This is a genomic window from Leptospira adleri, assembly GCF_002811985.1.
In the GTDB taxonomy this organism is placed as follows: Bacteria; Spirochaetota; Leptospiria; order Leptospirales; family Leptospiraceae; genus Leptospira; species Leptospira adleri.
This window is the reverse complement of record NZ_NPDU01000032.1, coordinates 25,795-49,632: the sequence shown is the minus strand read 5'-3', so window position 1 is coordinate 49,632 and position 23,838 is coordinate 25,795. Positions and strand designations below refer to the sequence as shown.

Annotated in this window: 20 protein-coding genes; 13 read left to right on the top strand and 7 right to left on the bottom strand. The window is 45.2% G+C overall.

Annotation, left to right across the window (positions count from 1 at the left end; genetic code table 11):
* Positions 1-318 precede the first annotated feature (318 nt).
* Positions 319-2,322, bottom strand: coding sequence for a helicase (locus tag CH376_RS13330; RefSeq protein WP_100784358.1), 2,004 nt, complete (start codon positions 2,320-2,322; stop codon positions 319-321).
* A 160-nt stretch (positions 2,323-2,482) separates the two neighbouring features.
* Here CH376_RS13330 and CH376_RS13325 point away from each other — a divergent pair, with 160 nt between their 5' ends.
* The 13 genes from CH376_RS13325 (at position 2,483) to CH376_RS13255 (ending at position 18,473) form a co-directional block, all read left to right on the top strand.
* Positions 2,483-3,784: an ABC1 kinase family protein gene (locus CH376_RS13325; RefSeq protein WP_100784357.1), complete on the top strand. Its 1,302-nt coding sequence runs from the start codon at positions 2,483-2,485 to the stop codon at positions 3,782-3,784.
* On the top strand, positions 3,781-4,035 hold the full coding sequence (locus CH376_RS13320) for a FeoA family protein (protein WP_100784356.1): 255 nt from the start codon (positions 3,781-3,783) through the stop codon (positions 4,033-4,035). Before CH376_RS13325 ends, CH376_RS13320 begins: the two co-directional genes overlap by 4 nt.
* Positions 4,022-6,139 carry a ferrous iron transport protein B gene (gene feoB / locus CH376_RS13315; RefSeq protein WP_100784354.1) on the top strand — a complete coding sequence of 706 codons (2,118 nt, stop codon included), beginning with the start codon at positions 4,022-4,024 and terminating at the stop codon, positions 6,137-6,139. The genes CH376_RS13320 and feoB overlap by 14 nt, the downstream gene beginning before the upstream one ends.
* Before the next feature lie 9 nt (positions 6,140-6,148).
* Positions 6,149-8,107 (top strand): LTA synthase family protein, encoded by a 1,959-nt coding sequence (locus CH376_RS13310; protein ID WP_100784353.1) that lies wholly within the window; start codon positions 6,149-6,151, stop codon positions 8,105-8,107.
* A gap of 12 nt (positions 8,108-8,119) precedes the next feature.
* Positions 8,120-9,118, top strand: coding sequence for an N-acetylneuraminate synthase family protein (locus tag CH376_RS13305; RefSeq protein WP_100784351.1), 999 nt, complete (start codon positions 8,120-8,122; stop codon positions 9,116-9,118).
* Positions 9,111-10,250: a peptidoglycan DD-metalloendopeptidase family protein gene (locus CH376_RS13300; protein WP_100784350.1), complete on the top strand. Its 1,140-nt coding sequence runs from the start codon at positions 9,111-9,113 to the stop codon at positions 10,248-10,250. Before CH376_RS13305 ends, CH376_RS13300 begins: the two co-directional genes overlap by 8 nt.
* Before the next feature lie 827 nt (positions 10,251-11,077).
* The gene (gene fliF, locus CH376_RS13295; protein ID WP_100784349.1) at positions 11,078-12,778 is read left to right on the top strand and encodes a flagellar basal-body MS-ring/collar protein FliF; all 1,701 of its coding nucleotides are present in this window, start codon (positions 11,078-11,080) and stop codon (positions 12,776-12,778) included.
* On the top strand, positions 12,778-13,746 hold the full coding sequence (locus CH376_RS13290) for a FliG C-terminal domain-containing protein (protein WP_100784348.1): 969 nt from the start codon (positions 12,778-12,780) through the stop codon (positions 13,744-13,746). Before fliF ends, CH376_RS13290 begins: the two co-directional genes overlap by 1 nt.
* Before the next feature lie 3 nt (positions 13,747-13,749).
* On the top strand, positions 13,750-14,673 hold the full coding sequence (fliH, locus tag CH376_RS13285; RefSeq protein ID WP_002626492.1) for a flagellar assembly protein FliH: 924 nt from the start codon (positions 13,750-13,752) through the stop codon (positions 14,671-14,673).
* 649 nt (positions 14,674-15,322) lie between these two features.
* Positions 15,323-16,687 (top strand): flagellar protein export ATPase FliI, encoded by a 1,365-nt coding sequence (gene fliI, locus CH376_RS13270; protein ID WP_100784344.1) that lies wholly within the window; start codon positions 15,323-15,325, stop codon positions 16,685-16,687.
* Positions 16,688-16,691: 4 nt separating this feature from the next.
* Entirely contained in the window at positions 16,692-17,264 is a 573-nt protein-coding gene (fliJ, locus tag CH376_RS13265; protein WP_100784343.1) for a flagellar export protein FliJ, read from the top strand.
* A gap of 158 nt (positions 17,265-17,422) precedes the next feature.
* Positions 17,423-18,070, top strand: a complete 648-nt coding sequence (locus CH376_RS13260; RefSeq protein ID WP_100784340.1) for a periplasmic-type flagellar collar protein FlbB — start codon at positions 17,423-17,425, stop codon at positions 18,068-18,070.
* A 13-nt stretch (positions 18,071-18,083) separates the two neighbouring features.
* The gene (locus CH376_RS13255) at positions 18,084-18,473 is read left to right on the top strand and encodes a TOBE domain-containing protein (protein WP_100784339.1); all 390 of its coding nucleotides are present in this window, start codon (positions 18,084-18,086) and stop codon (positions 18,471-18,473) included.
* A 329-nt stretch (positions 18,474-18,802) separates the two neighbouring features.
* Here CH376_RS13255 and CH376_RS13250 read toward each other — a convergent pair whose 3' ends face one another.
* From CH376_RS13250 to CH376_RS13225, 6 genes are all read right to left on the bottom strand, one after another.
* Complete coding sequence (locus tag CH376_RS13250; protein ID WP_100788130.1) at positions 18,803-19,246, bottom strand: hypothetical protein; 444 nt, start codon at positions 19,244-19,246, stop codon at positions 18,803-18,805.
* A gap of 263 nt (positions 19,247-19,509) precedes the next feature.
* A complete protein-coding gene (locus CH376_RS13245) occupies positions 19,510-20,073 on the bottom strand; it encodes a guanylate kinase (protein WP_100784335.1) in 564 nt (187 codons plus the stop codon).
* The gene (locus CH376_RS13240) at positions 20,070-20,351 is read right to left on the bottom strand and encodes a DUF370 domain-containing protein (RefSeq protein WP_069607657.1); all 282 of its coding nucleotides are present in this window, start codon (positions 20,349-20,351) and stop codon (positions 20,070-20,072) included. Before CH376_RS13240 ends, CH376_RS13245 begins: the two co-directional genes overlap by 4 nt.
* A complete protein-coding gene (locus tag CH376_RS13235; RefSeq protein ID WP_100784334.1) occupies positions 20,351-21,412 on the bottom strand; it encodes a hypothetical protein in 1,062 nt (353 codons plus the stop codon). Before CH376_RS13235 ends, CH376_RS13240 begins: the two co-directional genes overlap by 1 nt.
* Before the next feature lie 48 nt (positions 21,413-21,460).
* Positions 21,461-21,820: a hypothetical protein gene (locus tag CH376_RS13230; protein ID WP_100784333.1), complete on the bottom strand. Its 360-nt coding sequence runs from the start codon at positions 21,818-21,820 to the stop codon at positions 21,461-21,463.
* 8 nt (positions 21,821-21,828) lie between these two features.
* A complete protein-coding gene (locus tag CH376_RS13225) occupies positions 21,829-23,817 on the bottom strand; it encodes a FapA family protein (RefSeq protein ID WP_100784332.1) in 1,989 nt (662 codons plus the stop codon).
* Positions 23,818-23,838: the final 21 nt, after the last annotated feature.

Genomic DNA, 23,838 nt, shown 5'->3' with positions numbered 1-23,838 from the left:
TGAGAGCACTACGGTTCTTAAGCTGAATGCTAAAAATTTTCGAGGTTTAAAATTGGCCGCTGTTTGTTTTGTTTCAGTGATCGCCCCGCTTCCGTGTAAAAACGCAGGAGTTCCCACAAATTCCGACCTTTCAGTGATCGACACGCTTCCGTGCAAAAACGAAGGAGTTCCCACAAATTCCGTTCTTTTCCCAAAATCTCAGAGAAACGTTCGTTTTAGATGGAATCCGCCCAAAGACGGATTTGTTTTTTCGAAACAAAAGGAAAATGTTTTTTAGAAATCAGGAAGAGAAGAAAAGAGAATTAGAAAACTTTTTTCTTAGCGAGTCAGGTTTACGATGAGATTCAGTTTTTCGGAAACGGTGATCACGTCTTGCACTCGATTCTTATCCACGAGAACCGCGGTCGGACCAATCTCGTCGAGGACGATCTTCTTCCCTTTGATCTGGCCCAAAAGAAGTTCCATCGTATTTTGATCCTTTGTGCGAACGAGAACGCAATCTTCCGTGATATCGACAACGGGAAGATTTCCGCCCCAGTCTTCCAATAAGAAGAGAAGATTCTGCGCGAGATCCGCTTTGCTGGAAGTCTTTAAGAAATCGATAAACTCCGCAGGTTTGTATCCGAGAAGAATTCCCAACTGAAACGCTTCTTTCGTAAGAACGAACGTATAAACGCGGTCGTAGTCTTTGAGCTCGGTAAATGCCTTGAGAAGATGTAGCCCGTGAATGGAAACCCGATCCGGAAACGCGATGATCGTGAAATCCGGATTGATCGTGATTCCGCCTTTTTCCGTTTTGTGGGATAATTCTCCCGTTTGAAAAAAGTATTCTCCCAGTTTGGAAAGGGTCAAAAAACGATTCGGATATTCGATTTCCAAAAGTCCGAAAAGATGAAGATAAAAAATTCCGCTCATAATTTCCTTGCGGAGTTCCGCGAGGTCCGATTGGAAATTCTTCGTTCTAAATCCGGGAGAAAGAATCATGTGCTCCCGAATGATATTCGAAAAGATCACGGAAAGATGAATTCGTTTCGCCTTGATGATCAAACTCACACACTTGTCGAGGATGAGCTTATCGTAGAACGGCATCTCGGTCGCGGTGAAGACCTCGGCCGGAATGACACGTTTCATTCTCGCTTCGTTGACTTCGTGCACGACGAGTTTCATAATTTCAAAAATATCTTTTTCTATAAAACCGCTCACGTCCCCTTTGAGGACGATATTTTCACCCTTGATATCCACGAGGTTCAAAAGTTTAAGAACGGGAAGAATGAGCTCCATCTGATAGATCTGGCTCTTTTCCGGAAAAATTCCGATATCCGGGTTGAGAAGCTCCTGTTCCGTTCGTTTGTGATCGGCTTGTTTTACCTTTCCCGATTTGGCTAGAACAAGTCCCTTGCGGCTGATATAAGAGATCAATTTTTTCGTATTGAGAAAAAAGTCGAGATCATTCGCCGCGAGTTTTTCGGTTCTTTGTTTCGTTCCTTTTTTTACGGAAGGAAGAATCGGATGAGTCTGAACGTATTTAAGAATTTCATCGGGGATCGCAAACACACGAACGAACTTCTCGTCGACAAAACAAACGTCCACGACCATTCCCTTTGCGATAAGCGCCGGAACGATCTGTTCGTATTTGCCGCGGCTGGTCACGACGTAACTGCGAATGTCTTCGGCTTCGGAAACTCCGCCGCTGAGATAGATTCTTACAAGAGTGTCTCTTTCCAAATCTCCGAGAGATTGCAGATTGAGATCGATCCCTTCTTCGGAAGTCGCGATCGAATAGAACTTTTTGATCGAGTCGACTTGTTTCGGCGCCTTTACCGCCGCCTTCCATTCGTCCGCGATCTCGGTGGTTTTTTTACGATCGAGGATTTTCTCCAAGGAGATCTTGTATTTGTCACCTTTTAGATTCTGATCCAAAGGAACGAGATCTGCGATCTCCTCAAACGCATGATATTTATCTAAATTGTTTGTGAGTCTTTCCCGATTTTTTCTCTGATAAACGAGTTGGTATTTGCGGAGAAGATTGAGTTCCATCTCGACGTTGATCGGAGGAATGTTCACCTTGCGCGAAATTTCGCCCAAGGTCAGAACGTTTTTATTCTTAAGAATGCTCGTATAGATCGTAACCTGAAGTTGAGTGAGTTTTTCCAAAACCCCTTTCAGATAAAATTCATCCTGAAAGATCTCGTAGAGATAGGTTACGTTTTTATTCTTTTCTTTGTAGGGAAGTTTGGCTAGATTCCAGAGGGTGGCGACTTTCTTCAGGTCGTTGAGTTCAAGTTTATCGAGTTCCTGAAGTAATACTGAATCGCTACTCATAGAGAAGATACGCCCGCGGAGGTGTATTTTATGTAGCCATAATCAGAATTTGGCTTCGTTCGTAAACAAAAAAGCGGTTTCCTCCCGCGTTCAACCGCCCATTTTTTAAGCCTCCTTTCTGTAGTTGTATTTTGAAAGGAAGTTCGAAACCTTTGTGAATATGGCCGGATTTTTTGATTCCCTGAAAATGGGTTTTGGCGGTGCCTCCCGTATCTTAAACAGCGGTTTTGTATTCTCTACCAAAACCCTTCTTCTCTTAAAAGACCTCGCCTTGGGCGGAGGTTCTTTGGAAACATTTCCCATCCGACTCAGAGAAGCCTTCGAGGACCTCGGGGCCACCTATATCAAATTAGGTCAGTTCATCGCGTCGGCTCCGTCCTTATTTCCGGAAGAATTCGTTACCGAAATGCAAAAATGTTTGGATGGAATCCGGCCCCTTCCCTATTCCACGATCGAAAAAATCGTCAGAAAGGAACTCGGAGGTCAACTCACGGATCATTTCTACAGCGTGGAACCGATCCCGATCGCTTCGGCTTCGATCGCGCAAGTGCACGCCGCGGTCACCAAGGACGGACTCGACGTCGTCATCAAAGTGCAGAGACCCGATATCGAATCCACTCTTTCAGCCGATTTGAATCTGATCTACTTTGCCTCCGTTCTTTTCGAAAGATTCGCGCCCGGTTTGAGCAAATCGGGAATTTCGGACATGGTGGAACAGTTTCAAAGTTCTATATTAGAAGAAATTGATTTTTATAAGGAAGCCGACAACATAGAAGAATTCGAACGGGAACTTCTCGCGATGGGAGAAACCAGAGCGAGGGTTCCGAAAGTCTACAGAGAACTTTCGACAAAAAAAATTCTTACTATGGAACGTTTTTACGGAGCTCCGATCACGGACGAACAATCGATCCGCAGATATTCCTCCGATCCTCAAAAGACACTCACGGAAGCGCTCGAGATCTGGTTTTCCACTCTTGCAAGAAACGGATTTTTTCACGCGGACGTACATGCAGGAAATCTAATGATTCTTCGGGACGGAACCGTGGGTTTTATCGACTTCGGAATTGTGGGAAGAATTTCGCCTCGCGTCTGGGAAGGACTGATGATTTTTTTGGAAGGTTTAAGCCTCAACCGGACCGAAAAGATCGCGAAAGGTTTGATCCAAATGGATTCCACCGCAAAGGGTGTGGACGAAAAAAAACTTTCCAAAGACTTAGAGGCGGTGTTCTCGCGTATGACGGAGATGGTGATGAAACTTCAGATGGGGGATTTGGAATCTCTCGACGATAAGAAGTTGAACGCGATCCTTTTCGAGTTCCGCGAAATTTCTCTCAGAAACGGACTCAAAATTCCTAAAGAATTCGGACTTCTGATAAAGCAGATTCTTTACTTCGATCGATACGTCAAGACGATGGCTCCGGACATCGATCTGATCCGGGACAGAGAAAAATTTCTGATATGACATTATTGTTAAGCGAATTGAAAAAAGGCCAGGAAGCCTCCATCGTATCTCTCGTCCAAGAGCCGGGAAAAGAAGACCTTTTCCGAAATATTCTGGATATCGGTCTATTACCCGGAATCAAAGTGCTAATATTAGAAAGATACGAATCTCAGAAAAAAATCATCCTAAAAGCGGGAGACGTGAAAATCGCGATTCGAGAAGGAGAAGCGGAATTGATCCGGATAGGAGACGTCAAAGATGGGTCACTCTAAGCCTCATACGAATTCTAAAACTTCCCGGATCCTAATGGCGGGAAATCCGAACTGCGGTAAAACTACATTGTTCAATCGCCTAACAGGCCTTAGACAAAAAACCGGAAACTATCACGGAGTCACCGTGGAAAAAGCCGAAGGTGTTTTGGGTCGTCAAGGAGAAAGTTCTCTTAGAGTTTTGGATCTTCCAGGCGCGTTCAGTCTCGGCGGAAACGCGGAGGATAAACAAGTCACGAGCCGAGTTTTGATCTCTCACGAAGAAGGAGACCGAATTCTTTTCGTGATGGACGCGTCCCTCGCGGAAAGGTCGCTCCAATTTTTACTTCAGATTTTAGAATTGAACGTTCCGGTCTTAGTCGCGGTTACGATGAAAGACGTTCTGGAAAAGAAAAGAGTTCGTCTGGATCTCGAGGCCCTCTCCCGCGAATTCGGAATTTTGTTTCAATACGTAAATCCGAAAAAAGGAGAAGGAATCAAAGAGCTCAAAGAACTTCTCGTTTCTCCGGGTGCGTTTCGACTTCCGATCAAATCCTTTCAGTGGGACCAAGAACGTGAAAAATTCCTCCACCGGCTTTTAAAATCGTTCTCCTCGGAACATTCCAATTCTCTAAAGTTCGTTCTGATAAATTCCCTCAAAGAACTCTCGGGTGAAACTCTCCAGAAGGGTCTTCCCGGTCTTTCGCTTCTTCCGGAAGAATCGCAGACTTTCGTAAAAGAACAATTCTCGGAAACCAAGCTGAAATTTACTTATATGGAAGAACTCACCCAGAAATCGATCTACATCAAAAAGATTTTGGGTTCCGCGATTTCAGGAATGTCGCTTAACAACGAAGGTCTTCTTTCCGGAGTGGACCGGATTCTTCTTCATCCTTTCTGGGGCGTTCTTTCCTTTTTGGGAATCATGGCGCTTGTATTCCAAGCCTTATTTACCTGGTCCGAAGTTCCGATGGATTGGATCGAATCCGGAGTTCAGGACGTAGGAACTTTTGTAGGAGCTTATTTTACCGAAGGACCATTGCGTTCTTTAGTTCAGGAAGGAATCATCGGAGGAGTCGGAGCCGTATTGGTTTTCATTCCGCAGATCAGTCTTTTGTTTTTCTTTATAGGAATTTTGGAAGAAACCGGTTATATCGCGAGGGCTTCCTTTGTGATGGATCGTTTTATGAGCAAGTTCGGGCTTTCAGGAAAGTCCTTCATTCCTCTTCTATCTTCCGCGGCCTGCGCCGTTCCGGCGATCATGGGAACGAGAACCATCGAAAACAAGGCGGATCGTATAACGACGATTCTTGTCTCTCCGCTTATCACGTGTTCAGCGCGTTATCCGGTATATATCCTTGTCATTGGCGCGGTCTTTCCCGCGGGCGCGGTCTGGGGAATTTTCAGCGTCAAGGCATTGGCGCTTCTCGGACTCTTTCTACTCGGAATGATCGCGTCGATGCTTGCGGCCCTTGTTTTCAAAAAAACCTTCTTTCGTTCGGATTCTTCCTATTTCCTGATGGAACTTCCCGCATACAACGCTCCTTCTCTCAAAAGTTTAGGAATAACAGTATTCAAAAAATTGAAAGCGTTTTTGACGACCGCGGGAAAACTCATCCTCTTTATCTCCATTCTGCTTTGGTTTCTGGCGAATTATCCGAGAATCGACGTCTCCAAATTTCCTAACGCAGCCGAAGCGGAAGTAAAAAAAATCCAAATCCGCGAATCCTACGCGGGCGAGATGGGAAAATTTATGGAACCGGTTTTAAAACCGATCGGCTTTGACTGGAAGATGGGAATCGGAATCATCACGTCTTTCGCCGCGAGAGAGGTAATGGTCTCCACTCTTTCCATCATCTACGGAATCGGAGGGGAAGAATCGGAAGCGGATCTCAAAGAAGCGATCGCAAAGGACACGGACGCGCAAGGAAAACCGGTTTGGGGTCTTAGAAACTCGGTGAGTCTGCTCCTTTTCTTTGCGTTTGCCTGCCAGTGTATGTCCACTCTCGCCGTAGTGAAAAAGGAAACGAATTCGATGTTCTGGCCGTTGTTTCTTTTCGGATATATGACAATATTAGCATATACAGTTTCTCTTATAGTCTTTCAGACCTGGAACTTTTTTTCCTAACCCGAATCGATGTTCAAAAATTTCCCCGCAAATCTCAGGATTTTTTCGATTTACATCCTCGGATTTCTAATCCTTTTCCTCGCCTACAGACTTTTCTTTTTAGGAGTTTTTCATTCGAAGATAGAATCGGCTACGATTGCGGAAATTTTTCTTAGCTTTATCGTCGGAATCCGATTCGATCTTTCCGTTTGCGCGATGCTCCTCGGACCTTTTATGATTCTTTCGGCGGTCCATCCGCTCAATCGATGGAAAATCTACGCCTTGTTTTGGGGAATCGGACCCATTGTGTTTTTTTTCTGGACGGCCGCTCATCTCGTCGGAGACGTTCTCTATTTTGGCGAGACGAATAAACACCTCGGCTATGAAGGTTTTGTATTTTTAGGTTTGGAATTTATCGTGATTCTAAAATCCTTTTGGATCGGAAATCCGATCCTTGCCTTCGTTTCCTTAACCTTAATTCTGGCCGGATTTCCGACTGCCGCGGTTTACTACATTCGTAAATCATATTATACGTATATTCCCAAACACCGTAAAAGAGAACTGCTTCAACTCCTCTACATCCCCCCTCTTTTGTTTTTGTCGATTAGAGGCGGATTTCAATCCAGACCCTTGAGACCGAGCGATGCGATGACTTCGAAAATCCATCTAGTAAACCAACTCGCCCTCAACGGAGTTTTTACTTCGATCATGGATCTTAAGAATCAATCCATTCCGCCCAACTTAGTCGTTCCGTATCCGAAGGCGATCGAAACCGTAAGGAAGGAGATTTTTTACTCGGGAGCGAAATTCGTCTCGGAGGAATATCCGCTTTTACGCGAAACCGAGGATAAAAACTCCGAAAAACCACCTAACATCGTTTTGATTCTTCTCGAAAGTTGGACCGGAAAATACGCCTACTCCGGAGGAAGTTTCCGCCCCGAAGGAAAACTAGTAGCCCCTCATTTTGAGGAACTCGTAAAGGAAGGGATTTACTTTTCGTCCTTTTTCGCGAGCGGAGGAAGAACCACCAACGGATTACTATCAACGTTAACCGGAATACCGGACGGACCCGGACTGACGGTGGTGAGAAGTCCGCTCGTTCTAAGCAGATTCGGAGGCCTCGGATCCGTTCTCCAATCGGTCGGTTACCAGACTCTCTTTCTTCACGGAGGAGACGTTAGTTTCGACAATATGAACTTTCTGTTTTCTCACTGGGGATTTGACACGATTTTAGGTCAGGAGCACTTCGACGCTCTCAAAAAATACAAACCCGGTCCTTGGGGATATTACGACGGAGATGTGTTAAGCGAACTTCATGAAATTCTAATGCTTCAAAAATCTCCTTTCCTGACTGTGACTTTGACTCTGACCACCCACTATCCCTATCAAACGCCGAACCCAGGCGACCGGGTCTTCTCGAGCTCTCTTGAGGAAGCGGACTTCTTCAACGTCTTTCACTACTCGGACGAAGCCTTACATTCCTTTTTAGAAAAGGCAAAGAAGGCTCCTTATTTTAAGGACACAGTATTTATCTTTGTGGGAGATCACGCGCATCATCGAAACCTGGACTATTTCGAAGATAGAAACGTTCCGTTTTTAATCTACGCGCCCGGAAAATTTAAACCGAAATCCGACCGACGAATTTCGTCCCAGCTCGACGTCGTGCCGACCATTCTCGGAATCGTAGGAAAGAAAGTCAGATTTTCCGCGATGGGAAGGGATCTTCTGGACCCGAATCTCGCCGGTGGAACCGCTTACTTTGCTTTCGGAAATCTTTTCGGCTGGATCGAAGACAACTGGATCTTTTACAGTTTTACCGATAAGATCCGAAATTCTTCCTTTTCCATCGAACCTCGGATCGGGGAAACCGAAGAATGTAAAAACGAACCTGTGAAGTGCGAGTCCTATCATATCAAAGCAAAATCATTTTGGAACTTAAGTTATGAGCTGATGAGCCGAAATCTTATATATCCTCCTAAAAATCAATAAACGAAGTAAAACATGACCTTTCAAAAAGAATTCCCGATCACAAATAACGTAACCGTTGGAAACGAACATCCGCCCGTAATCGTAGCAGAAATCGGACTCAATCATAATAACGACGAAGAAATAGGAAAACGAACGATCGCCGCCGCGAAAAAAGCGGGCGCGCAAGCCGTCAAGTTTCAATCTTACATAACGGAAGAATTCATAGACGTTTCCAATCCGGAAGCGAAAGTGCTCGTGGATATATTCAAAAAATATGAACTATCGGAAGCGATGCACAGAAAATTCCAGAAGGCCGCGGAGGAAGAAGGTTTGATTTTTTTCTCCACTCCTCTTTGTGTAAGATCCTTACAACTCCTAGAGAGTTTGAAAGTTCCCGCGATTAAGATCGCGAGCGGAGACGTAACGAACAAGACGCTTCTGAAAGAAACCGCGAAGACAAAACTTCCCGTTATCTTATCCTCGGGTGCGGCCGATTTTTTCGAGGTAAACAGAGCCGTTTCTTTTTTGGAAACGGAAGGGACTACTCAACTTTGCCTTTTGCATTGTGTTTCCCTCTATCCCACTCCTCCCGAAAAGGCGAATCTGAAAATCGTTGAAACATTCCAAAATCTTTATACGTTTCCGATCGGATTTTCGGACCATACCGCGGGGAGCGTCGCCGCCCCAAACGCCGTCGCCCTTGGAGCCGCGATGATAGAAAAACACTTCACATTGGATAAAAATTTAAACGGACCCGATCACGGAATTTCAGCGGATCCGAAAGAACTCAAAGAGGTCTGCGATTCTTCCCTTCTCGCTTGGAAGATGAGAGGGGACGGAGAAAAAAAACCTTGGACGGAAGAAGTGAACGGAAGATTTTTCGGGAGAAGAGCTTTGTACGCGGACGCAAAGGGAGCGCCGATCGCGCTCAGACCGGATCTTACTCAGCGAAGCGCCGAATTTTTGGATTCCTGGGAAATAGAAAAGACCAAACATCTCAAAGCGGAAGCGGGCAAACCGTTTCATGTATAATAATTTTAGAATATTCCTAAATCGACTTCGTTTAACAAAAGTAGGATTTCTAAGTTTACTTTTGTGTGTTTCGATCACGGCCGCCCCGAATTTCGGAAACTTCGGTTCCGAAGTAGATTTTATCGATTTCGGAAGATGGACAACGGCTCCGTTCAGTTATTCCGTTTCATCCGCTTTTTCGGCCGAATACGGAGGTTTTAATCTTTTCGATTCGGATCCGCAAACGCACTGGTATTCCTCGAATCAACCTGGAAACGAATGGATCATCGTCGACTTCGGCTCCAAACGTCTCATGAACGGGCTCGAGATCACGATCCCACTTTTTCGAAAAGAAAGAGCCGTGAAAAGATACGAGATTCAAGTTTTGATCCGGGACGAATGGAGAACCATTCTTACGAACGAGCGCGTGGAACTAGTCAACTTTCACAAACTCGAAAGCCTAGACGCTTCGGTTATCAGAATTTTTTTTCCGAGTACTACGGAGCGGGGAGTCGTGATCAGCGACCTCAAACTTTTTCTCAACCAGAGACTTCTCAACGGAATCGAGGCGCGGCTCAGAGGATATTCGTTTCCGGTGATCGGCGGACTGATTCCTTCTTTGGATTTCCAGCTTCCAAACGCGCCTCGCGTTTATCGAAACGGAGTCCATAAGGGAATTGATATATACAGAAAAAAAGATATAGACGGTCAGATTCGGAATCTGAACTTCCAAGACGAGGCAGTTTCACCCGGCGACGGAGTGATCGTCCGCGCGGATCATTCTTATTTTCCTATGACTTTATCCGATTACGAATATCACACTTCCCAATCCCACAAAGGAACCGTTACTTACGTCGAAAAAGACTTCGGCGGAAGACAGGTTTGGATCGATCACGGAAACGGTGTGATGACGAGCTTCAATCATCTTTCTTCCATCAAGAGCGGCGTTCGAGTCGGAAGCAAGATCAGACAAGGCGACGTCGTTGGCACCGTTGGCAACTCAGGGTTGATAGAAGAAGCGAAAGGTTCGACCGATAACACTCATCTTCATTTTGAAATCTGGGTGGACGGAGAATTTTTCGGCAACGGCGTCCCGCCGACGCAGGTAAGAAAGATGCTCCAATACTTTTTCAAAAGAAGCGGCGGTGATTAAAAAAACGGAAGACCGAAACAATCCTGGAAAAAAATTCCTAAACGAGATCGCCCGTGATTTCAGATAAAAAAAAGTATAACGACCTAAGATCGTTTTACATCGGGAATCCGAACTTGAAAGTCCTGCATTCGTTCGCAAGTTGCCTTGGGCTTCCACAAAACCGCTTCGGACATAGATTTCGTGCCAATCGATCCGAGATCCCGTTCCATTGCTCCACAATGTTTTTCTTCGATTTGATTGCCTATTTTACGAACGCAAGACCGCAAACGTAGGAACTCACACAATTTATAGCCGGGGTACAAGAGCCTTCGTTTCATCCCATCAAATAAAAGCTCTTCCTAAATATTCAACGGTGAATATGCAAAAGTAGGAATCGCAAAGAAGGAAACTTTCCTTACCGGAACCGAATTCGTCTTTTCTAATGCGAAAGCGATGGAGGCGGAGTCAAGAAATTGGAATTCGGAAAAATCAACTCAAACCATAAGATCCAATTTCTTGACTGAAGCCGAGAGCGCGATTTTTCTCCGCAAAGCGGAGAAAAATTCGCCCCGATTGCTTTTATAACTTTGTGTTTTATGGTCTTCAATGAGCGCATAACGTGTATTTATGGATCCGATCTTACGAAAACACGCGCCTTCGCCACTACACAAAGATTCAGTACACAAGCGGAGATCTACAAACACATTCAAAATAGCGAATGCTCGCATTCCATCGCGCTTAACATTTGTGTACTAAATGAAAATTTTCTAAAAAAATTTGAAAAGGGATTGTACTTTCTTTCCGATATTTGATTATGTCCCGTATTGTAAATTCGGTGGAGATCCGTTATGCCAGAGCAGTTGCAGAAAATCATCAATAACATCCGGGAATTTTTCACGACCCTGGACACGACCAAAAAACTCATTCTCGGAGGAGTTGCGTTAACCGTCATCGTAGCGATCGGAATCCTTTCTACGATTTCTCTGCAAAAGAACCGAGTCGTCCTCTTCAAAGACCTTACGAGCAAGGATTTTGCGGAAGTCACAAAAAAACTCGATTCTCTCGGTTATCAATACGGAACTTCGGACACGAGCATCATCACCGTAGATCCGGAACAAAGACAAGAGATCGTCACAAAACTCGCGCAGGAAAACTTAATTCCGGCGGGAGTTCAAGGTTGGGAACTCTTCAACGTAGACAAGTTTACAGAGACACAGTTCGACAAGGACATCAAGAAATACCGCGCTCTCAAAGGCGCCATCGAACAATCATTGATGACTCTTCGTTCCGTTGATAAGGCATACGTCAACATCGCGTTCCCCGAAGACGAACTCTTCAGCTCCAACGCTTCGCCGGTCAAGGCCTCCGTAATTCTCCACTACATTCCCGGCGTGGAATCGCTTTCCAGAAAAGAAGTAAAAGGGATCGTAAACCTGATCTCGAGAGCGGTTCCCAAATTAAAACCCGAGAACGTTAGCGTCGCGGACGCGGACGGTAAGATCATCAGCGACTTCGAAGAGGACCTCGAAAAAGAAAGACTCGAACTCCGAATCGTTCAAGAAAAGTTAAGAATCGGCGAAGAACAAAGAATCCAAAGATTGATCGATATGAGAAACACACTCCGCTGGCTGCTCGGCGGAGAAGAAAGAGTCGATATTACACGTTTTGAATATAACTTAAACTGGGACAAAGAATCCTACAAAGACAACTCCGTTTCCCCGGTCGTCGCGATCCCCGATAACCCGAACACCCCCTACTCCGAATTAAAACTTGTGGACGGTTATTCCTTGAAAGTTTCATCCAAAGAAACCAAGGAAGACTTCAAAGGAAGAGGCTTCACTCCGGACGGACCCGCGGGAACGGAACCGAACATTCCTCCCGGATACAAAGACACGGACTATCAAAAATCGGAATACAGCAAATCCGAGAACATCAACAACTACGAATTTAACAGAAGAGTTTCTGAAGTTCAAAAACAACCTTGGAAAGTCGAAAAGATCAATCTTTCGGTCGTGATCGACGGGATGTGGGAAAAGAAAGAAAAAGAGGACGGAACCGGTTACGAAAGAAAATACGTTCCCGTTTCCGACGACGAACTCAGACAAATCAGAAAGAACTTAGAAGCCGCGGTCGGACTCGACAAGGCAAGAGGAGATCAGATCTCCGTTATCACGATTCCAAAAGACAGATCCGCTCAGTTCGCGGCGGAAGACGAAGAACTCCGCAAACAAAAAGCGATCCGCCAAATGATCATCGCGTCACTGATCATCATTCTCCTCCTGATCGTAAGCATCTTGGTTTACAGAGCGGTTAAAAAAGAAATCGCAAGAAGAAGAAGACTCAGAGAAGAAGAACTCGCAGCTCAACAGCAGATGATGAGAGAAGCCGCACTTCGGGTCATGGACGAAGGCGGAGCGGAAGTAGAACTTTCCCTCGACGAAAAGTATCGAAGAGAACTTCTCGAAAACGCAATCAACCTCGCAAGGGAAAAACCGGAAGAAGTCGCGCAACTTCTCCGCACATGGCTCTCTGAAGAGGAAGCGAGCTGATGAATTCCCTGTCCTCCAGACAAAACAGAGCGGGAAGCCTTCTCCGGATCCTGGGAGAACACCTCCCTCCGGAAGTCTACCGCCACTTAGGTCCGGAGACGACGGGGAAACTTCTCGAGACGTTTCATAAAACAGGGAAACCAGATTCCAAAGAGGAGAGAGAAATTCTCTCTTCTTTCCTCGGCTCTCTTTCCAAAATTCAAAGAGAGGAGAATATCGATCCGGAAAGTCTGAACTTGATCCGGGAATTGGAAGCCCTTCTCAAAGAGGAAAAAGAAGAAAGAGATCTTTTACAAGACCTCAAACAAAAAAGCGCGGAAGAAATTTCCAGAATCGTTTCCGGTGAGAATTCGGACATGATCGCATTGGTTCTTTGTTTCGGTGATCCGGACGCGGCGGCCGCGGTGTTAAACGACTTCCCCGAATCTCGAAAAGAGGAAATTCTTATCCAAATCCACGATCTTGACCTTTCCAGCGAATATGAGAAAAATCGTCTGGAGCGTTTTTTGAAATTCAAACTCGAAGCTCTCGCCCTGGAAGAAAAGAGTCTTCCGACTCGAAATCAAAAAGGAAAGAAGGCCGCGGACCTTTTGGGAAGACTCAATCCGGGAGATTCTCAAAAAATCTTCGATCGAATCCGCGAGAAGAGACCCGGTTTTGCCGAAAATATAATTGAACACTTCTTTCGGATGGAAGATCTGTTATTCTTGGAAAGAGAACCGTTGAACCGATTTTTCTCGTCCTTCCATCCGATCGTTCTGGCTTGTGCGCTGAAAGGCACGGAGACGGAAATCCAGCTCCGGATTCTTGAAAAATTGGAACCGGCCCTCGCCGCTTCCATTCGGCTGGAATCGGATTCGATGGGTCCGATCAGTCTTGCGGAAATGGAGACGGCTCAGAACGGAATTCTCGAAAGACTTCGGGAAGAGATCGAAGAAGGAAGTATCAAATTTTGGAGAGCTACGTAACCGATGGCCAAACTCGTCTTTAAACCGATTCAAATCGCAGACATCAAAGATCAGGTTGAATTAGCGATTCCTGATAAATACAAGAAGTTTCACAGAGACGAGGACGCGGAAGAGTTCGAAGTAGACCAAGAAGGGAACATCATCGAACAATACCAAGGCCCTTCGATCGAAGAGATCGAAGCCGAGCTGAGCCGTTACCGTGAAGAGAACGAAGAACAGGTTCGTAAACTTCTCGAAGACGCGAGAAGAAAATCGGAAGAGATCGAAGAAGAAGGACGCAAGCGCGCCTTCCAGATGATCCAAGATTCCAAAGAAAAAGTTAAATTAGAAGAAGACACCGGAAAGGCGAAAGCCGAACAGATTCTCGACCGAGCTAAGATGGAAGTCGAGAGGATGATCAAGGAAGCCGAGATGAAGGTCGCCGAGATCGAACACGAAGCCTACTTAAAAGGTTATGACGCGGGCCGGGAAGTAGGTTTTAAAAAAGGTCAAGGAGAAGTCAGACGTCTCATCGACCGTCTCGGAACGATCGTCGGTAAGGCGATCGATATTCGGGAAGAGATCATCCAAGCGTCCGAAAAACAGATGGTTGAGATGATTCTGATCATCGCGCGCAAGGTAATCAAAGACGAGATCATCGAAAGAAAGGAAATCGTTCTCAACAATATTAGAGAAGCCTTAAAGAGAATCAAGGACCGCGACCGCGTGGACATCCGAGTCAACTTCGCAGACTTGGAACTCACGACGGCGCACAAGGACGAACTCATCAAACTCATGGAATCTCTCCGCAAGGTCAATATCTACGAAGATTCTCGTGTGGATCGCGGCGGCGTCATCATCGAGACCGACGTGGGAGCGATCGACGCGAGAATTTCCACTCAGCTCAAAGAAATCGAGGAAGCCATTCGAAATGCGGAGCCGATTTAAAAACGGAAAATCTTTTTTGGGAAGCGTATGCGCTTCCTTGGTTTCCTTTTTTTCTGAATTTGTTTTTAACCAAGACATTCTTCTCCCTTCTTATCGATCTCCCGGGTTGTCCGGGAGATCTTTTCTTTTTTGGGGAGTTCCCACATTGCCTCGGAAAAGCTCCGGGAATTTTGAGGAAGTGCGGGATCTTTTGAACGAAAAATTGAATCGTTTTAAAAGTATGAGCTCCTACATTTGCGGTGAGACAATTGAACTTTTGAGAAAAGGATTCGAGAGATTCCCTCGCACGAATTTCCATCGAGCAAACTGCATTACTTACTACGGTGAGCCGAACCCAAAAAGATCGTTAGAGTGTGGGAACTCCTACACTGTGAGGACCCTCAAATTCTCCTTTACAAAAGGCATTCTTTCGATTAAGGGAAATTCCACCGACTTTTCCCCGCCATCCCGCCTCCACCACCCAACGAGGGTGGGGCGCTTTTTTTACACGGAAGATCGTCGTTTGTACGACGGGGGGAAAATACATAAGAATCAAGAACTCATCTTAGGATCGTATTTTCTCGTTAGAGACATAATTCTTTTATTTTCACATAGATACTTGACTTTCCCGCAAATCCTGGATACCAAGAGATAATTCCGAGACCTTTCGATGATTGAAAAGAAATTTCACGAGAAAATAGACGTAATGTCCAAATACTTCCTGATCATGGACCGTACCGAAACGATCCGGAAATCAGGAAAGGTCATTCGTGTCTCCGGAAACGTCATCTATTCGGAAGGCCCGCCGGATTCTAAGATCGGCGAACTCATGGACGTTCAGAAGAGCGGGAAGGAAGGCTACCTTCAATGTGAGATCGTCGGTTTTGAAGGTCATATCTATACCCTGATGCCCTTAGGTCCGGTGGAAGGAATCTACCCTGAGGCTTTCGTTTTCTCTTCCGGCAGAAAACTTGCCATTCCCGTCGGTAAAGAACTCTTGGGACGAGTTCTCAACGGCGTGGGAAGGCCGATCGATAAAAAAGGTCATATTATCACAAAGGAAGAACGTCCTCCTGACGCAGAAGTTCCGAATCCACTCGATAGACCCATCATTCGAGATATTCTCATGACCGGCGTTCGAGCGATCGACGGAATTCTTACCATAGGAAGAGGACAACGCGTGGGAATCTTTTCCGGTTCCGGAGTCGGTAAATCCAGTCTTTTAGGAATGATCGCGCGTTACACCGATGCCGACGTGAACGTCATCGCTCTCGTCGGAGAGCGCGGACGAGAAGTAAACGAATTTATAGAATTGGATCTTGGGAAAGAGGGCCTTCAGAAATCCGTCGTCCTCGCGGCCACTTCCGATTCTCCCAAAATGGAACAGGTCAACTGTGCCCTCCTCGCGACTGCGATCGCAGAATACTTTCGAGATCAGGGAAAACACGTGAATCTTATGATGGATTCTTTGACGAGATTCGCGCAGGCCAATCGAGAGATTTCCGCATCGAACCACGAACCTCCGATCACGAGAGGTTTTAGCTCTTCCGTGTTTTCCAAACTTGCAAAACTCGTAGAACGTTCCGGAACATCCAAATCGGGAGGCACGATCACCGGCTTTTACACCGTTCTTACGGAAGCGGACGAAATGGAAGATCCCGTCGCCGACGCGGTTCGAGGTTATATCGACGGTCATATCATCCTCAGTCGAAAACTCGCGGAAAGAAATCATTATCCGGCGGTGGATGTCCCGGCCTCCCTCTCTCGGGTAATGGCAAGAATCGCACCGGAAGATCAAAACCTCCGAGCCGGAATGATTCGTGAACTCATCAGCGTCTATAACTCAGCGGAAGAATTGATTCGTCTGAACGCTTACGTCTCCGGTTCCGATCCGAGAGTGGACATGGCGATCCGTAAAAAAGATAAGATAGATCGTTATCTAAAACAAAAGATTCAGGAAAGAAGCACCTTTTCACAAGCCGTCAAAGGTCTCAAAGACGTTTTAGAAGAAGAACAGGAAGACGAGGAATTCTAATCCTTTGAAACGTTTCGAATTCAATCTTGAGCCGGTCCTCAATCTCAGAAAGAAAAAGGAAGACGAAAAACTAAAAGCATTTTCACTCGTGGCCGGCGAAATCAATCAAATTCGAAACGAAATTTTAGAGAATGAAAAGCAGATCGATCTCCTCACAGGAGAATCGTATTCCCTTCATGGAGCGTCTTTAAGAGATTATCAATTGCACCAAGGTTATATTCGCTCGCTCATCACGCAGAACGAAAATTTAGAATCGGATATCGATAAAAAAAAACCGGAACTCGATTCAAAAAGAGCCGAACTGATTCTTGCGCAAAAGGATCGAAAGATCTTGGAAATCCTAAAAGACAATCAGTATAAACAATATAGAAAACTCTACTTCAAAAAAGAAAAGTTCGAATTAGAAGAGCACTACAATCAGTTAAAATCCATCCAATGGAGAGAAATCAATGAATCCACTCAACCTGAACCGTCTCCGAGAATCTTTACTTTCGATACGGGAACAAGCCCAGAAAACGCAAACGACGATGCCGGGCTCTCAGAGCTTAAAAAACTCTACGAAAGATTCAAAAAGTGAATCGATCTTTCAAAAACTTTTGAGTGCGACTTCGGTAAATTCTTCTCCTGCGCCGGATTCTATGCTCAGCCTCCAGAGGAAAATTACCGATTTTCAAGAAAAGGCCGAACAATTGGAAAGCAAGATCAATAGGAATCGGATCGATCTAAAGGTTTAATATGGCATCGTTAAGCGACAAAGCAAGGGCAATCTATCTGGTTCTGCTCATCTTCTTTTTATTAGGAATCGGCTTTTTTGTTTTTGATTATTTTCAAATCATCAACGCATCTGAAATTTTTCCGTTCCTCAGAAAGGAACCGGGGCTTGTAAATCAGGACAACGAATCTCCTTCCGAACTTCAAAAGCTCGAATTTGCAAAAGCGCAAGAGCGGTTCGCCGAAGAATTGGACGAGCTGGAAAAAAGAAAAACCGAACTTCTTAACGAAAAAGGAAGACTCGAAGCGGAGATGGAAAAGCTCGAAGAAATGAGAAAGGGACTTATCACAAAAGAAAAGGACATGAAATCCGCCGAAGCGGAAAAAAACAGCCGTCAAAAGTTAGTCAAAGTTCTCGCTGATAAGGTTGGTAATATGCCGCCCGATTCGGCGGTTGGAATGCTCTTAAACTGGCCGGACGGAGATATCATCGACGTTTTTATTCAGATGGATAAGGACGCCGAAGACGACGGAAGGCCGACGATCACTACTTATCTTTTGACCCTTTTTCCCGCAGACAGAAGAGCGATGATTACGAATAAATGGCTGAGTAGATCGGGTGGGATCAAAACTCCCGGAATTCCCGACGACGCAGTCGAAGCAAATCCATAGTTCGGAGTAAACGATGAAACAATATAATAAAATTATAATTTCCTTTTGTATCCTTTTCCTCACGATCGTTTTCCCAATTTTGGGAAAGAAAAAAAACTCCCCTCCTCCGAAAGTAAGCGGATACGAGCTCGTCTCTAATCCATCCGCGGCCTTCGGGAAAACGATCCAGATCGCAGGAACCGTTTCCGAAATATTATACAAAGGAAATTCGATTCGTTTTGTAGTTTATTTTTCCGGAAAACCCGTGGCGCTGGATTCGGATTCTCCTTCTTTGATTTCCAACGTTCAAGTGGGAAGTTCCGTTTCGGTTTGCGGATTTTATCTCAAAGATCGGGAACTCAAGGCAAACGGAGTTGCCACAACCATGCCTTTTATCTTAGTCGATTCTCCGGATTGCAGATAACGTAAGAATTTTGTTCGAAAACGTTCGCTTTATCGACTTTAAAATCGGGTGAACGTTTCAAAATGCAAAGTCCCGCGCCTTTCAAAACGTTTCAAACACCGAAACTTAAATTCACTCACAAAATCTAAAATAAATCTTAAGTTTTCCGCAGAAATCTTTTACGATCAGAACTTACTAAACTTCCAAACTTAGATTTGAAATTATAAATTACCGAATCTTCTTAATAAGAAGGCAAATTTCAAAACAAAACTTCCGCCTAACAAACTAAATTCGAAGAAGGATAGCACAAAGCGAAAAATCCGAATTCGTTCAAATCGGATCCAAGAAGTCTATGATCCGGAATCGAATTCGTTTAAAATTCTTTTCTCTTCCTCTGAAAAATTTCCATCGTGTTTTTCGATCTCATGAATTTTGCTTTCTGAAATCGAAAATTTCAATTCTTTACTTTTGGTGAAGACGACCACCTCATACTGAACTTCGGTAAATCGATGCTCGCCGGTCGAGCAGGTCGTACTGTGTCTAAAAGGAATTCCGATTTGATAGGATTTTCTCGAGTTTCTAAATTCTTTTTTGAGATTTTCCAGATGTGGATATGGATCTTCCAGAGGATCCGTTTTTGCCAATTTTTTCGATTCGACAAAGAGGTTCGGAATTTTTCGCAAACGTCTTAGAAGATCTTTAGAATCAGTCTTGGTCATATTTCTTTCACCCAAGGAAACGGAAGTCGCGAGCAGAAAAAAACTCGCTATGAGAAATGAATTTTTTAGAGGCATTGGATCGATCGAAAAAAAACACAAAAAAAAAATTTCAACCGGCCGGAAAAGACAAGATGCTTCGGTAAAATCTTCCCTGTCGGAACTCCGACTTCACCGTGAAATCGCGCGGGCCCCACCCTGATCTTGGGTGGAGGGGAGAGGCGGCGGGAAAAATTCACAGACTCTTACTTATCAGAAAATGAAAATTCTTCAAGCAAAAATCACGCTCTAAACATTGTCGGAACTCCGACAACAGGGTAAAAAATATATTGACCGGTCATTCAGTTCGAATTCGAAAATACGATTTTTTCCAATTCATTCAGAGCTTTTTCCAAATCGTCGTTCACAATTTTAAAATCGAATTCGTCTTGACGTTCCAATTCCAGCTTTCCGTTCTTAATTCTTTTTAGAATACTTTCTTCCGAATCGGTTCCCCTCCCGCGAAGACGCCTTTCCCATTCTTTTTCGTTAGGCGGAAGAATAAAAATCGTCACGATCTTTTTCGGCAGTTTTTCTTTGATGATTTTCGCGCCTTGAACGTCGATGTCCATGATCACCGAGGCGCCCTTTTGAAACGCTTCTTCGATAAATTTTAGAGGCGTCCCGTAATACTGGTCGTGAACCACGGCCCATTCCAAAAACGCAGAGTTCGAAATCCCTTTTTCAAATTCTTCTTTGGAAAGAAAATGATAAGTCACTCCTTCTTTGTCTCCTGGCCGAGGCGCGCGCGTGGTGGATGAAATGGAGAATAATATCTCCGGATGTTTTTCTCGAAGTTTTTGGATCAGAGTCGACTTCCCTCCTCCTGCGACGGAAGAGAGAACAAAAAGTTTGGGAGAATTCAGTCTAGTTCTTCCTCTTCTGAGGCGATGGAGTTATCGCGGGACTCGATTCTTCTCGTAAGAGATTCCACTCTTAAGTTGGAAAGAATCAGATGGTTGCTGTCTGTCACGATGATCGAACGGGTCTTCTTACCTTGGGTCGCATCGATCAGACTGTTGTTTGTCTTCGCTTCGTTTCGAATTCTTTTCGCGGAAGCCGAATCCGAATGAATGATGCTTACGATCTTAGAAACCAGAACGATATTCCCGAATCCTACGTTCAATACGCTAAACTGGGACATCAGAACCTCCTATTTCTGTCTAACCTGAATCTTTCTATGATATCCACTTCTCCGAGCGCCAAGTCCAAGGCGTCGGAAATTTCCTCATGAGAATATTTTCTTTTTAAAAGGAAAACAACTTTCTCGATTTTTGTGGAGTCTTCTCCTACTTCCAACAGGGCTGCTTCCGCCGAAATCTTTGCCGAATCCGGTTTCGGAGGTTTGTAGCCGGTCACGTTCTCCTGAAGAATTCTTCCGAAGTCCGATTCTTTCGATTTGAGATTGTCTTTAAAAACCGGTGTTCCGCCTAACGAGCCCGGATGTTCATCCACTGGCGCAAAAGGATCTTCGTCCAAGGAAATATCGAGGGTGGTATTTCTGGTGCCTGGAAAAAATTCGTTCGCGTCCGATTCTTCCTCCGCTACCGCCTTGATTTCTTGAATTCCGAAAAACTTTCGAACTCCCTTTCCAATCGTTTCCAGAACCAGATTGGACGTGGAACCTGGAACGACTTGTTCCTGAGTTTTTAAGACCGGAATTTCTTTTTTGGAAGTTTGAGCCTTGTTCACTTGCTTCTGAGTATAAAGATTGTTTTGCGAGTGCGTCGCCCTTTGTTGTTTCGGAATTTCGAACTCGGATTCTTCTTTGATCAGATCCAAATTTTCTTTGTAGATATTTCCGATTCCCTGTTGAACGGAGCCGGAGACACGCGTGTTTAGAGTTTTTTCGGAAGGTCTCATAGTATCTTGAAACCCTGCGCTCATTGAAAGAGAAGAATCATTCTTTTGGACCGAGTTTTCGTTTTGAATGGAATTGAGAATCCCCGGGGTTGTGGCTTGCTCGATCCTCTTGACCAATTCTTCTACTTTCAAAGTCATTTCTTTAAAGGTTAAAATTCTGGACCCGATCAGATCCACTTGTCTCATCGATTCCGTTTCCAACTCGTCCACAAAATCCCGAATTTCTTCGTTGATCTTCTTTAACATGTGAGTCCGGATTCTCTCCGTAACTTTGGATGTAATCGTATAATACAATACCACCGAAATGACGGCATTGATCGCTAAAACCGCAAAAAGCTCCATATCTTTTCCCCCGGAACCGTCTCCAACAACATTCCCACGGAAAAAAGATTAAGCGAAGAATTCGATTCTGCCTCGATTGGATGGTGCGTTAGTCGCCTTTGCACCGCCCGCGGAATAAGTGACCAATTCAGAATGACCGTCGGAAGCGGGTTTGTATGTTTTGAGTTTGTCCCGGACCTGATCGATTTTCTGATTGCGAGCGGATACCATTCTTTCCCTGGATTCGGGTGAAAGAGAAAACACGTCCGTGTACAATTCGACCGCGTATTTTCTTGTATCGTTGTACTCTTTCACCACCCGGGCCGTTTCCGAGATCGTGTGTGCCATGGTGAACGGGTTTTCCACCTGCTGCCTCCGGATCATGTCCGGGGCCTGTCCATAGCCTAAAAGAGTATCATTGAGGCGCATCCTATGGTTTAATTACCACGGTTTCGTTTTTTTCTCCAGTCTTTTTTATTATCCGGATCCGGATCCTCGTAAGGCACTTGGCGGATCATTCCGTTTTCTTCCACGAAGGTCTTATTCTTGATCTCGTTCCGGGTCTTAAAGTCGGAGTTTCGGATCTTCATCGTCACGCCGCCGTAGAGAACCTTCTCTATGCTGATCTTACCGTGAGAGGATTTTTCTTCCATGTAGTTTTTGAGGTTGTTGATTTCTGTCTCGAATTCTTTGATCCGAGAATCCAGTTTTTCCACGGCCTTCTGCATCTTCACCAATTGGTTCTGATGATCTTCCGTAAACGAGGCCGGATCGGATTCTTTTCTCGCCTGAAGCGTCTTGAGACTCTTAAAGACCTGTTCATGTTTGGACTGACTCTCGTGCATCTTCGCTTCGTAGTCCGCGATTTGCTTGAGAACCTTCGGATCGATTCCCACGACGAGTTCGGTCGCGGGATTTGCGGAAGAACCGATGCTTCGGGCGCCGATGAGTTCGGAGGCGCGCACGGTTCCGCCGACGATCTGACCGCGTTTACCGTTGCACAAAATTTTACCGCCCGCGCTTACGAACGAGTGAAGAATTCCTTCCTGAACGAGAACGTCTTTTTCGGTGATTACGGTGGCGCTCTGGATAAACTTAGCGATCACGTTTCCGCCCGTGGATTCTATATGCGCTTCCTCTCTTCCGGAAATTCCCTGACGTATGATGATGTCTCCGTCCGCTTCGACTCTTGCTTTCTGAACGGTTCCGTAGATTTCGATATTCCCGGCGGCTTTTACGGAATAGTTATCTTCCACGTTACCCGTAATCACGATGGACCCTAAGAACGTGACGTTACCCGTTTTGATACCGACATCCCCGTTGACACGGTAAACGGTTTCCACGGACAATCTTCCCGTCGCAAAAACGACCTGGCCGTTCACCTCTGCGGTGAGTTTGCTTCTGTCCTCGGAAAGAATCGTTCCCTTTCCTTGTTTGAGATCCGTATCCACTCCGTCTTTCGCAGGAAGAAGTTCGTTAAAAAGTGTACGCCCGTATTTTCCTTTTTCGGCGGGAATCTTTTCCGCAAGAAGCTGGCCCACCACGACGTTCTCGATCAGGTCGAGGTCTTTGAAGTCCACTCTTCCGCTTTCGTCTTCTCTGAAAGAAACATTTTTGCTCGTACGAACGTGATAGATGATCTGTGCGTTTTTGCCGTTGATCGGATAATCCCCTTCCGCCGCGAGGAAGGGTTGATTGAAATATTCTTCTTCGAGTCGTTTTTGAATCTCTTCTTCTTTGAATCCGTATTTGACTCCGGCGTTTTTAAGATGATTGACCACGTCCTTCATATCCAAGTCTCTTCCGCCGGGTCTTGGAGGAAGAATGGTGACTTTGGCTTTCATCTTATCGGGAGTGATGTCCAGAATCATCTTAGCTTCCATTCCCTGTCTCGGTTTTTGTTCCGAGATCATCATCGCTTCTCCCTTTGAATCTTTCACGAGTTTGCGGACGAGTTTTTCGTCCTCTACGGAAACGCCTTTCAGAGAAAGTTTTTTTGTGACCTCGTCAAACTCCACGCGGCGACCTTCGCCTAACGGTGGAAAGACGGTAAGATAAACTCCGTTTCTGAAAATTTGGACCAAGGATCTTCCGTCCTTGTCCTTGGGTTGAATGAATTCTTTGAGATCCTTGGAAACGAGTTTTCCCGAGCCGCCGGTCAGCTTTTTATCAAGCTCCGTGAGTTCGTCTAAGAAATTATCCTCCGGAAGAATGGAGACTCGGATATGCCAAGGTTCGTGACCGAAGAGCTTTTTTTTTCCCCGTTTGAGGACTACGTAATCAAGTTCGTGGATTTGTTTTTTAAGATGTTTGGCCGCGAGTCTTAAGGAATTTTCAAGAGTATCCCCGTAAACTTCCACCTGTTCTTTCTGGATACGATCCAGTTCCCGGCTTTGGTCTTCTAAGAATGGAATCAGGGAACCCATATAGATTTTTATCCTGGTAAA

Excerpts from the sequence above, each read along its gene's own strand:
- CH376_RS13330 (WP_100784358.1), bottom strand. The coding sequence starts at position 2,322 with ATGAGTAGCGATTCAGTATTACTTCAGGAACTCGATAAACTTGAACTC.
- CH376_RS13325 (WP_100784357.1), top strand. The coding sequence starts at position 2,483 with ATGGCCGGATTTTTTGATTCCCTGAAAATGGGTTTTGGCGGTGCCTCC.
- CH376_RS13320 (WP_100784356.1), top strand. The coding sequence starts at position 3,781 with ATGACATTATTGTTAAGCGAATTGAAAAAAGGCCAGGAAGCCTCCATC.
- feoB (WP_100784354.1), top strand. The coding sequence starts at position 4,022 with ATGGGTCACTCTAAGCCTCATACGAATTCTAAAACTTCCCGGATCCTA.
- CH376_RS13310 (WP_100784353.1), top strand. The coding sequence starts at position 6,149 with ATGTTCAAAAATTTCCCCGCAAATCTCAGGATTTTTTCGATTTACATC.
- CH376_RS13305 (WP_100784351.1), top strand. The coding sequence starts at position 8,120 with ATGACCTTTCAAAAAGAATTCCCGATCACAAATAACGTAACCGTTGGA.
- CH376_RS13300 (WP_100784350.1), top strand. The coding sequence starts at position 9,111 with ATGTATAATAATTTTAGAATATTCCTAAATCGACTTCGTTTAACAAAA.
- fliF (WP_100784349.1), top strand. The coding sequence starts at position 11,078 with ATGCCAGAGCAGTTGCAGAAAATCATCAATAACATCCGGGAATTTTTC.
- CH376_RS13290 (WP_100784348.1), top strand. The coding sequence starts at position 12,778 with ATGAATTCCCTGTCCTCCAGACAAAACAGAGCGGGAAGCCTTCTCCGG.
- fliH (WP_002626492.1), top strand. The coding sequence starts at position 13,750 with ATGGCCAAACTCGTCTTTAAACCGATTCAAATCGCAGACATCAAAGAT.
- fliI (WP_100784344.1), top strand. The coding sequence starts at position 15,323 with ATGATTGAAAAGAAATTTCACGAGAAAATAGACGTAATGTCCAAATAC.
- CH376_RS13260 (WP_100784340.1), top strand. The coding sequence starts at position 17,423 with ATGGCATCGTTAAGCGACAAAGCAAGGGCAATCTATCTGGTTCTGCTC.
- CH376_RS13255 (WP_100784339.1), top strand. The coding sequence starts at position 18,084 with ATGAAACAATATAATAAAATTATAATTTCCTTTTGTATCCTTTTCCTC.
- CH376_RS13250 (WP_100788130.1), bottom strand. The coding sequence starts at position 19,246 with ATGCCTCTAAAAAATTCATTTCTCATAGCGAGTTTTTTTCTGCTCGCG.
- CH376_RS13240 (WP_069607657.1), bottom strand. The coding sequence starts at position 20,351 with ATGTCCCAGTTTAGCGTATTGAACGTAGGATTCGGGAATATCGTTCTG.
- CH376_RS13235 (WP_100784334.1), bottom strand. The coding sequence starts at position 21,412 with ATGGAGCTTTTTGCGGTTTTAGCGATCAATGCCGTCATTTCGGTGGTA.
- CH376_RS13230 (WP_100784333.1), bottom strand. The coding sequence starts at position 21,820 with ATGCGCCTCAATGATACTCTTTTAGGCTATGGACAGGCCCCGGACATG.
- CH376_RS13225 (WP_100784332.1), bottom strand. The coding sequence starts at position 23,817 with ATGGGTTCCCTGATTCCATTCTTAGAAGACCAAAGCCGGGAACTGGAT.